A 9,597-nucleotide genomic window follows, 5' to 3' on the forward strand; every position below is an offset into this window, starting at 1 on the left:
TTCGCCGGTATGGCCATGCATGTAATAGACACCCAGCACGTATTCGAGGAACTGGCCCTTGGGCGAGGCCAGGCGAATCTCCTGGGTGTACTGGTTGTAGTTCACTTTGCCGTTGTCGTGCGAGGCGGTCAGGGGCAGAGCGGCGAGACGGTCGCCATCTTGGTACTGGTGGTTGAGCCAGCGCCGCCAGGCGGTGATGGAGGTCAGGGTGTAGTCGCCCAGTTGCCAGTCGAGCGTGGCGGAAATCCCGGCGCTGGTATCCTCGGTACGGCTTTTGTAATCGCTCGTGATGTGCTGGTTGTGCTTGCTTGGCGATACGGGTTTGAGCGAATTGGCGAACGCCGTACTGTTGGTCGAGACCACTACGCCGTTGGGGGTATCGTCGTCGCTGCGTGCATAATCGCCGATCAGCGTGAATTTGATATTCGTATTCGGTTCGAACTCCAGCTTGCCGCGTATGCCGGTACGGTCGTAACCGTTGACATCATCGCCATTTCTGACGTTTTTCACGTTGCCATCGTATTTGCCGAGCAGGCCGCTGATCGAACCCTTGAGGGTATCGGTCAGGCGTCCGCCAACCCCGAAGCGGTAGCGGTTTTCGTTGCCTCGATTGAAATGCGAGTAGTCCAGATAGCCTTGGAATTCTTCCGGTGCGGCCCGGGTAATGACGTTCAGCACGCCAGCCGAGGCATTCTTGCCGAACAGCGTACCCTGCGGGCCGCGCAGCACCTCGATACGCTCCAGATCGAGCAGGTCCAGGGTCGATTGGCCGGCCCGGCCGAACACCACGCCGTCGATCACCGTGGCCACGGTTGGCTCGATACCCGGCGAAGTGGAGATGGTACCAACGCCACGGATAAACAGCGTGGTGTCCTTGTTCGAGGCGCTGGTGCGAAAGTTCAGCGTCGGCACCTGCTGCACGATGCTCGAGACGTTGTTGCGGTTGTCCCGTTCCAGTTGCTCGCCGTCGATCACCGAAACCGCCACGGGAATCTGCTGCAGCGATTCCTCGCGGCGGGTGGCGGTGACGGTGACGGCCTTGAGCGTCGGAGTGCTCTGGGTACTTGAGGGCTGCACGGTTTCGGTGCTGTCCTGCGCCCACACCGGATTTCCCAGCGACGCCAGCAAGACCGTCCAGGCCAGGGGGCTGCGATAATCGTCGAAAAGCTGTCTGTTGGCAGCGGTGGTGTGGTGATTGATATCCTTCATTTCTTTGCCCTGCTTTGTCGCGACCGGATGCGGTCTGCTCGGCTTACTGGTCTGAACGAAGCGCTGTTCTGGTCCCGTTGTGCGAGTGGCAGAGGCTGAAAGATAGCTGTTATGTCAGCGCTAACAATGGCTAGTATCAAGGCTTGCTGATAGGTTGCAAAATAATAAAAGATTATTTTTATATTCTATTTTTTGAAAAAAGGTGTTCAGTGAACGACATATCGCCTCCCCGCAAGCGACGCAATGCCGGGCGCGTCACGCTCAACGATGTCGCTCGCCAGGTAGGCGTTTCGGCACTGACTGTCTCGCGCTTCTTCAATCATCCGGAGCGAGTGTCGCAAGCGCTTCGCCAGCGTATCGGCGAAGCTGTGTCGGCATTGGGTTACGTGCCCAACCTGATGGCTGGTAGCCTGGCCTCGGCCCGCAGCCGCATCGTCGGCATGGTCATCCCGAATATTTCAGGGCCGATCTTCGCCGATACCATCCAGGCGTTCAGCGATACCCTGGCTCGACACGGCCATCAGTTACTGCTGGCCTCCAGCTATTTCTCGCTGGAGCAAGAAGAGAATGCGGTGCGTACATTCCTCGGCTGGTCGCCGGCGGCGCTGGTGGTCACCAGTCATTTTCATAGCGAAAGCACGGAAAAAATCCTCGCCGAAGCCGAGATTCCGGTGGTGGAAACCTGGGATTACCAGCCTGGGCGGGCGCCTATCCAGGTGGGCTTTCTACACTACGATGTGGGTGTCATGGCGGCACGTCACTTGCTCGACAAGGGCTACCGACGTATCGCATTCGTCTTGAATAGCGCGGTGGGTGATTTCAGCGCCCTGGAGCGGCGTGCGGGCTATGGCGACACTTTGCAGGCGGCGGGCCTGGAATCCTGGAGCTTTGCCCCCAGCGCCGAGTGCGTGCCGTTCGAGGCGGGCAAACAGGCGATGGAAAGCCTGATGAAAGAAGCTCGCCCGCCCGATGCGATCATTTTCGCCAACGACAACCTGGCTGCCGGTGGTCTGTTGACTGCCCGGCGCATGGGCCTGCGTGTCCCTGACGACTGTGCGGTCATGGGCTTTGGCGACTACGCCTTCTCCGGCATGCTGTTGCCGGCCCTGAGCACGATCCGCCCGCCTGCCCGACTGATCGGCGAAATCGCGGCATTACGGGTGCTGGAAAGTCTTTCGGTCATCCCTTCGACGACACCCTTGCAGCGCCTGAATCGACTCGAATGCGAACTGGTGGAGCGGGAAAGTACTTGAAGTACGGTGCTGATCCGTAAATTAAAAACGGATCACTTTTTAATCCGCCTCCTGAATTCACGCGATGATATGGCTCGCCGCCGAATGACGAAAACCGGCCCCGATAGTGTGGGGTCAGTTGCAGAAAGCCCGCGTCTTGCCTGGCAGGTTGGCCCAGTCATGACTGGTCAGTGCGCTGTGTGAGTGGTTCGGCCAAAATTCGAGACGATCTGTTTTATGGAGGGGCATTTCTCACCATACAACTCACAGCGTTCAAGATAGGTTGTCTTAAGTTGCCTTATATCCAAGGATGAAATGATTATTTATTGACCGGATGAACGCATTTCTATACTGGCCTGCCTTCCCATATCGCAGGTGCACTTCAGTTGATGAAAAAACTCTTTCCCATACCCTTTTTCCGAGGTTGTATCGCAGTATCGCTGGCGGCATCGGTACTGTGGGCATGGACACCTGCCTGGGCCGAAGGGCGTATTCGCATCGCCAACCAGTTTGGTATCAACGAATTGATGCTGCATGTGGTCAAGGACCGGCATTTGATCGAAAACCATGGGGCGGCCGAAGGGCTGCAAATCAAGGTTGAATGGCTGCAAATCGCCGGTGGCGCAGCAATCAATGATGCATTGCTTTCCGGTTCTGCGGATATCGGATCGGTAGGCATCGCACCGATGCTGACGCTCTGGGACCGTACTCTCGGGCGGCAGAACATCAGGGCCGTTGCTGCGCTCGGCGCGATGCCGAATTATTTGTTATCGCGCAATCCATTGGTCAAGAGCATCGCTGACCTCTGCGACAAGGATCGTATTGCGGTACCCGCCGTGATCGTCTCGCAACAGGCTCGCACGTTGCAGTACGCCGCCGCCCAGTTGTACGGCGATGCCGATTATAAGCACTTCGATCATCTGACAATGTCCTTGCCGCATCCGGACGCCGCTGCCGCGATGCTCGCAGGTGGTTCGGAAATCAATACCCATTTTGCCAATGCGCCCTTCCAGAACCAGGAGCTGAAAGACCCAGCCGTTCACAAGGTTCTCGATTCCTTTGACGTGTTCGGCGGTCCGCAGACAGGCATCGTGGTGATGAGTACGCAGACATTCCACGATGAAAATCCAAGAACCTACCGCGCTTTCCTCGGTGCTCTCGACGAAGCTGCGAAAATCATCAATGCGGACCGCAAGGCAGCTGCTTCTGCCTATCTGCGTGTGATGAAGTCCAAACTGCCATTACCGCTGGTCGAGGAAGTTGTGCAGGATCCGCAAGTGACGTTCACGATGGCTCCGCAGAATTCGCTGAAACTTGCCCAGTTCCTGCACCGCGTAGGTCAGCTGAAAAACAGGCCTGAATCCTGGCACGACTACTTTTTCCCCGAAGTGTATTTCCTGGAGGGTAGTTGATGGCACGCCAGCAAGATGCGGAGGCGCAATGAGTGACTCGGCCAATATGCTGCGCCGCGATCACGGTATTCCTCTCTATGAACAAATGGCATCGGCTCTGCGGCAAGAAATTACCGGTGGTCGCTACGGTGCGGCGGGGCGTTTGCCAGCCGAGGCCGAGCTCAGCGCACGCTTTGCCGTGAGTCGGGTGACGGTCCGTCAGGCGCTCGACCTATTGGTGCAGGAAAATCTGATCGAGAAGCGCCACGGCAAGGGCTCGTTCGTTGCGAGTAAACGGCTGTGGCATGAGCTCGATGTATTGCGTGGTTTCTACGATGAACTGGTATTACGCGGCGTCGATCCTGAGACCGAACTGCTCGAATTCAAGCCGCGGGCATTGCCACGCGCCTGGATAAGAGATCTTGATTGGCCTGGGGATGGAGGTATTTTCCTGCAACGTCTGTATCGCGTTCGGGGCCAGACGTTGGCACTGAGTAGCGCTTACCTCCACCCTCAAGCGGCGATTGTCGATCGTGTACAGGCCGCCTGTCATCCGATCTACTCGATCTTCGAGACCTTGCTGCGCAAGCCGGTCGAGTGTGCCGATATCAGCATCAGCGTCATGCTGGCGGATCTGGCCAGCAGCGCACTGCTTGACCTTAAACCTGGAGCACCGTTACTGGCGATGCGGCGCACGTCGTATCTGGCCAACGGCAGTGCCTGCGAGCGCACCACTTTTCTGATTCGCCCCGAAGGCTATGAGTTCGTGTTGCACGCCGGTGGCAATCTTTCCACTCGCAAAGCCGATCCGAGCCGGGCCCGCTGAAGCATATTCCTATTTGACCGAAGAGAACGACTACCGTGGAACTCAATTGCGAGGAACAAGCCATGCTGCGTGGCGAAAGAGGCGCAGCTGTTCGCGAGGCACTGCAACTGCAGATTGCAATTGGCGAATTCTGGGGGGCGCGCCGTTTCGTTTCAGTATCCAATGTCCATATGATGGGTGACATCGAAGTGCTCGGCGACGCCGGCAAAGGTTTTCTCGAGCGTGTTGCGGCCAGCGCGGCGAAAGCTGTCTGCTCCACCTCGACGAATGCGCGCTGCATCGATTTCAATTTCACCGAGCGCTTGCGCCAGGATGCCGCTGCGGTTGCCAAGGAAACACAAGTGATCCGTGCGCTTCGCGACATGGATATCACTACCGTGGATACGTGCATCAATTATCAAACCGTCTATCAGCCCCACTTTGGCGAGCATGTCGCCTGGGGTGATACCGGTACCGTGATTTATGCGAACTCGGTACTTGGTGCACGCAGCAATTTTGAAGCGGGTCCGGCCGCGCTGGCCGCAGCCTTGACTGGCCGAACCGCCGAATACGGCTTCCATCTTGACGTACACCGCAAAGGCACGCTGCGTGTGGATCTCGATTTCGTTCCACTGGACTTGGCTGACTGGGGCGCGATCGGCAAAGTGGTCGGCGCAGCCAATCAGCATTACCTGGCGGTGCCGGTATTTACTGGAGTTGATTGCCACCCGACAGCCGATGAACTCAAACACCTGGGGGCATCGCTGGCGTCATACGGTTCGATGGGTATGTTTCATATCGTTGGGGTCACCCCAGAGGCGCGCACACTGGACGAAGCTTTTGGCGGCAACCGTCCCACCTCGGTATTGAAGCTTACCCGCAGCGATATCGAGCAGGTTTACGCCGGCTACGATGGCGGCGATCGACCGTTGAATCTGGTGGTGTTCTCGGCACCGCAACTGTCGATCTACGAGCTGAAATCCCTGGCTGGGCTATTCCGCGGAAAACGGGTGAAACCAGGCGCCCAAGTCTTCGTCACCACCAGCCGTGGCGTGAAGAGCCACGCCTGCCAACAGGGTTACCTGCAGACATTGGAAGAAGCCGGGGTGCTGACGCTTGAAGGGGTGTGCTTCTACATCCTGCAGAACTTGCCCCAGATGCGTGAACAGAACGGTTGGCACAACATCGTCACCAACTCCGCCAAGCTTGCCAACATTATTGGTGCTCACAAATTCAACGCGATTTTGCGACGAACCGCAGACTGCGTTGACATTGCAACAGGAGCGGTCTGAGATGGCAGAACGCAATACCATCAGCGTCAAGAGAGCACATGGTGCGGTTGTCGAAGGTGAGGCGCTAATTTCAAGCGAAGGTTTTAGCCCACGCTACGATCTTGACCGCTGGAGCGGTGAAATCAGCCGGCCAGGACATGCCCTTGAAGGTGTGAACATTCGCGACAAAGTGCTCTTCTTTCCCAGTGCCAAGGGTGGAATCGCCGCTGGCTGGGCGTTCTATGACATCAAGGCAAAAGGATTCGCGCCCAAGGCGCTCGTTTTCGGGGTCACCAATCCGGTTATGGTGCAGGGAGCCATCTTTGCCGGGATTGCAATCACTGAAGGCTGGGATATCGAGCCCTCGGAGGTAGTGAATAACGGCGACTGGGTACGAGTCGATCCGCAAAATCGCACTATCACGGTTGTACGATCGTCACTCGTTTCTGCAGCCAATCAACAAACAACCCAAGCAGAATAATCGAGGCGCAGCATGATCGCGCCCGAGCCTATCCGGCTTGGGCGCGTCTGCGGGTCAACGTGCGGTGATTACCGCCAGTTTGGTGATGCCGGCCTTTTCGATGGAGGCCATGGCCTTGGCCACCACCCCATAATCGACCGAGTCATCGGCCTGCAATTGCACGCGCAGATCGGTGTTTTTATCTTTCTCTGCCTGCAGGCTGCCCTGCAGCAGGTCCGGCTGGATTTCATCCTTGTTGATAAATATCTTGCCGGCAGCGTCGATGCTTACCACCAACGGATCTTTCTGGTCCGGCGGGGCGACGGCTTCGGTCTTCGGCAGGTTGATGGGGATGGCGTTGGTCAGCATCGGCGCGGTGACGATGAATACCACCAGCAGCACCAGCATCACGTCGACCAGCGGCGTGACGTTCATTTCGCTGAGGACTTCGTCGCTTTCCTGGGTCGAGAAGGCCATGTCAGACCGCCTCCTTCACGAGGTGTTGCGATGCTGCTACCTGTTGCTTGCGAGGATGCGCGATCAGTTTGAATGCGCTCTTCTGCGCCAGGCTGTAGAAGTCGTGGGCGAAATCGTCGAGGTCGGCGGCGGTGAGCTTCAGCCGGCGCAGGAAGTAGTTGTAGATCAGTACCGCCGGTACCGCCACGGCAATGCCGACGCCGGTGGCGATCAGTGAAGCACCGATCGGTCCGGCCACGGTTTCCAGGCTGGCCGAGCCGGATGCGCTGATGCCCTTGAGCGCATCCATGATGCCCCAGACGGTGCCGAACAGGCCGATGAAGGGTGAAGTAGAACCGATCGAGGCGAGCACCGCCAGACCCGATTCCAGTGCGCGGCGCTCACGCTGGATCTGCTGGCGCAGGGCACGTTCGAGACGGTCCTGATGGTTGATCGAATGAGCAAGGTCGGTTTGCCCGCCATCCTGCACTTGAATCGCGGCAAAGCCGGCCTGGGCGACATGAGCCGTCGCACCGGTATGCTCCTGCAGCAGGTTGGCAGCGTTATTCAGGCTGGAAGCCTGCCAGAACAGCTTCTGGAATTTGCGATCCCGTTGCTTGAGACGGGAGAACTGGGTGAATTTGACCAGGGCCAGTCCCCAGGTGAGGACGGAAAAACCGATCAGTAGCCAGATAACCAGATGTTCGATCGAAGCGAAAGGATTGCTAAGCAGATCCATGGCCGAATACTCCTCGCAGCAATGCTGCATGAAAGGGTGGGGTTGATAGCTGGGTGTAAGGCTCAGAGATTAGGCATTGGGGTTAATTCAGCTTGAAGTCGATGGGTACGCTGACCCAGCCTTCCTGGGGCACATCGCCGCGCTTGGCTGGCACAAAACTCCAGTTCTTGACCGCCTTGACGGCAGCTTCGTCAAGCAGGTCACGGCCGCTGGATTTCTGTACCTGAATTTCGCTTGGCTTGCCGTTGGGCAGCACATGCACCCGCAGCAGCACGGTGCCTTCCCAGCTTCGGCGCATGGCAAGGGCTGGGTATTCCGGAGCCGGATTGCGTAGGTATCCGGCATTGGCCGATGGTGGTGTCAGTGGCGCTGCTGCTGCCGCCGGTGCGGCGGCAGCGGGGGTTGCAGGCGCTTGGGGGGCGGCTGGCGCAGTCGCTGCTGCCGGCTTGGGTGGCGTCGGTTCGGCCGGTTTGGGGGCAACCTTTTTCGGTACGGGTTTGGGCGGTGGTGGCGTTTTGGGTTTGGCCACAGGTTTGGGCGGTGGCGGTTTCGTTGCCAGCTCATCAACGACTGGAGCAGGCGGCGCAGGAGGGGGGGGCGGCGTAGGTGCGACTGCGGGTGCGGGTTGGGGTGGCGTTGGTGCCGGGCTGCTGAACTCGATAGTCATCGGTGGCACTTGCACCGGTACTTCGGGCAGCGGCGGAGTGCTTCTCTGGCTGAGCCAGTACACTGCACTTGCATGGAGTATGAATGCCAGCACACCCAATGCAACGGCTTCGCGGCGGTCCCGCTGACGGACTTCTACTACCCTGAAGCGCGATTCCTTCAAAGGTTGTGACTGTTGCTGTGGCGCAGGACGATTATCGGGTGCTTCGTTGAGAAGGTGTTCTGGTTGCCACAGCAGATCAGCTGGCCGGTCTGCTTTAAGGACGTTTCCCATTAAATCGGCTCCACATAAATACATACAGCCCGAAATCAACGAATGACTTTTCAGGCGGTGTTAGCGCTAAGCTTTTGGATGATTTTAGGAGTATCGAGGGAATTATTTATTTCTAAAAAGAATTGTTAGTAATTTACTAATGCGATATTTGAATATGCGATAAGCCTGTTTCCAGATGCGTGAAAGCAGCTAAAGAGAAAAGGTTATCGAAGGGTGCCTTGTGCAAGCTTTTCAAGGGGCTGAGCAGTGTTCTGGAAGATGATATCGCGGCTTCACGCAGCGGTAAGGCTTGTTTTCTGAGCACGCTTGCTCAAACACACATTGTGTTGCTGTGCTGGCAATTTGCTTGTTGGACACGCCGGTTTTATGCGGTTCCTAAAAGCTCTTCATGAAATTGATTGGATTGCTGCGAGTCAGCTCGAGCGTTCTCACTTCATTGCGCCTTATGCCTGGCTGTTTCGAAAACTGTTAGAAGCTGGAGATGGAACTGAAGACTGGCAGCCTTTCAGATCTTTAATCTCCAGCAGCTTTCATGCTCGGCAAGCGTAGGCTGGATTAAGCCGGAAACGTTCTAGAACAGCGACATGGGGTAACTGGCGATGATGCGTTGCTCATTGAACTGGTTGTTGTTGCCCCAGTCCGCGCGCCGGGTCGTGTTGCGCCAGCGCAGGGTCAGGTTCTTTGCCGGACCGCCCTGCACCACGTAGGCCAGTTCCGTTTCCCGGCCCCACTCCTCGCCATTTCTGACCGTGCCGACCCGCACGTTATGGCCCTTGATGTAGCGCGTTATCAAGGTCAGACCCGGCAGCCCCAGGCCCGCGAAGTCATAGTCGTAGCGCAACTGCCAGGAACGTTCGCGCGGGTTGTCGTAGCTGCCGTTGAAGCTGTCGTTGGCCAGGCTCCCGCCACTGGTGCCGTTGACCCGCAGCCACTGGTTATCGCCGCTGATCCGTTGCAAACCGAGGTAGACGGTATGAAAACCCGCCTTGGCCCAGAACTGGCCGCTCAGGGTGTGGTTGTCCAGGTGGCCTTGCAGGGCATCGCCATCGTCCTCGCCATCGAAGTAGCCGATGTTGGCGTTGAGCGACAGCCCT

Annotated in this window: 10 protein-coding genes; 5 read left to right on the top strand and 5 right to left on the bottom strand. The window is 57.6% G+C overall.

What is annotated here, in order from left to right:
- Positions 1-1,209: TonB-dependent receptor (locus FHR87_RS18270; RefSeq protein WP_183168204.1), on the bottom strand; the 1,209-nt coding region annotated here is incomplete at its 3' end.
- Positions 1,210-1,418: 209 nt separating this feature from the next.
- Between FHR87_RS18270 and FHR87_RS18275 the strand changes: the two genes are divergently transcribed.
- From FHR87_RS18275 to FHR87_RS18295, 5 genes are all read left to right on the top strand, one after another.
- On the top strand, positions 1,419-2,462 hold the full coding sequence (locus tag FHR87_RS18275) for a LacI family DNA-binding transcriptional regulator (protein ID WP_338021275.1): 1,044 nt from the start codon (positions 1,419-1,421) through the stop codon (positions 2,460-2,462).
- Between the two features lie 368 nt (positions 2,463-2,830).
- The gene (locus tag FHR87_RS18280; protein ID WP_183168205.1) at positions 2,831-3,853 is read left to right on the top strand and encodes an ABC transporter substrate-binding protein; all 1,023 of its coding nucleotides are present in this window, start codon (positions 2,831-2,833) and stop codon (positions 3,851-3,853) included.
- A 28-nt stretch (positions 3,854-3,881) separates the two neighbouring features.
- On the top strand, positions 3,882-4,658 hold the full coding sequence (locus FHR87_RS18285) for a GntR family transcriptional regulator (protein ID WP_183168206.1): 777 nt from the start codon (positions 3,882-3,884) through the stop codon (positions 4,656-4,658).
- A 35-nt stretch (positions 4,659-4,693) separates the two neighbouring features.
- Positions 4,694-5,929 (top strand): aconitase X, encoded by a 1,236-nt coding sequence (locus tag FHR87_RS18290; protein ID WP_221189925.1) that lies wholly within the window; start codon positions 4,694-4,696, stop codon positions 5,927-5,929.
- A 1-nt stretch (position 5,930) separates the two neighbouring features.
- A complete protein-coding gene (locus FHR87_RS18295) occupies positions 5,931-6,389 on the top strand; it encodes an aconitase X swivel domain-containing protein (protein WP_183168207.1) in 459 nt (152 codons plus the stop codon).
- 54 nt (positions 6,390-6,443) lie between these two features.
- Here FHR87_RS18295 and FHR87_RS18300 read toward each other — a convergent pair whose 3' ends face one another.
- The 4 genes from FHR87_RS18300 to FHR87_RS18315 form a co-directional block, all read right to left on the bottom strand.
- Entirely contained in the window at positions 6,444-6,845 is a 402-nt protein-coding gene (locus FHR87_RS18300; protein ID WP_183168208.1) for an ExbD/TolR family protein, read from the bottom strand.
- Between the two features lies 1 nt (position 6,846).
- Positions 6,847-7,563, bottom strand: coding sequence for a MotA/TolQ/ExbB proton channel family protein (locus FHR87_RS18305; protein ID WP_183168209.1), 717 nt, complete (start codon positions 7,561-7,563; stop codon positions 6,847-6,849).
- A gap of 82 nt (positions 7,564-7,645) precedes the next feature.
- Positions 7,646-8,503: an energy transducer TonB gene (locus tag FHR87_RS18310; RefSeq protein WP_183168210.1), complete on the bottom strand. Its 858-nt coding sequence runs from the start codon at positions 8,501-8,503 to the stop codon at positions 7,646-7,648.
- A gap of 571 nt (positions 8,504-9,074) precedes the next feature.
- Positions 9,075-9,597 (bottom strand): OprD family outer membrane porin (locus FHR87_RS18315; protein ID WP_183168211.1); only part of this gene is annotated, 523 nt, incomplete at its 5' end.

The organism is Azomonas macrocytogenes (assembly GCF_014191985.1).
GTDB lineage: Bacteria > Pseudomonadota > Gammaproteobacteria > Pseudomonadales > Pseudomonadaceae > Azomonas > Azomonas macrocytogenes.

What these genes read in the sequence shown, in the direction of transcription:
- FHR87_RS18280 (WP_183168205.1), top strand. Translation starts at nt 2,831, where the DNA reads ATGAAAAAACTCTTTCCCATACCCTTTTTCCGAGGTTGTATCGCAGTA.
- FHR87_RS18285 (WP_183168206.1), top strand. Translation starts at nt 3,882, where the DNA reads ATGAGTGACTCGGCCAATATGCTGCGCCGCGATCACGGTATTCCTCTC.
- FHR87_RS18295 (WP_183168207.1), top strand. Translation starts at nt 5,931, where the DNA reads ATGGCAGAACGCAATACCATCAGCGTCAAGAGAGCACATGGTGCGGTT.
- FHR87_RS18300 (WP_183168208.1), bottom strand. Translation starts at nt 6,845, where the DNA reads ATGGCCTTCTCGACCCAGGAAAGCGACGAAGTCCTCAGCGAAATGAAC.
- FHR87_RS18305 (WP_183168209.1), bottom strand. Translation starts at nt 7,563, where the DNA reads ATGGATCTGCTTAGCAATCCTTTCGCTTCGATCGAACATCTGGTTATC.
- FHR87_RS18310 (WP_183168210.1), bottom strand. Translation starts at nt 8,503, where the DNA reads ATGGGAAACGTCCTTAAAGCAGACCGGCCAGCTGATCTGCTGTGGCAA.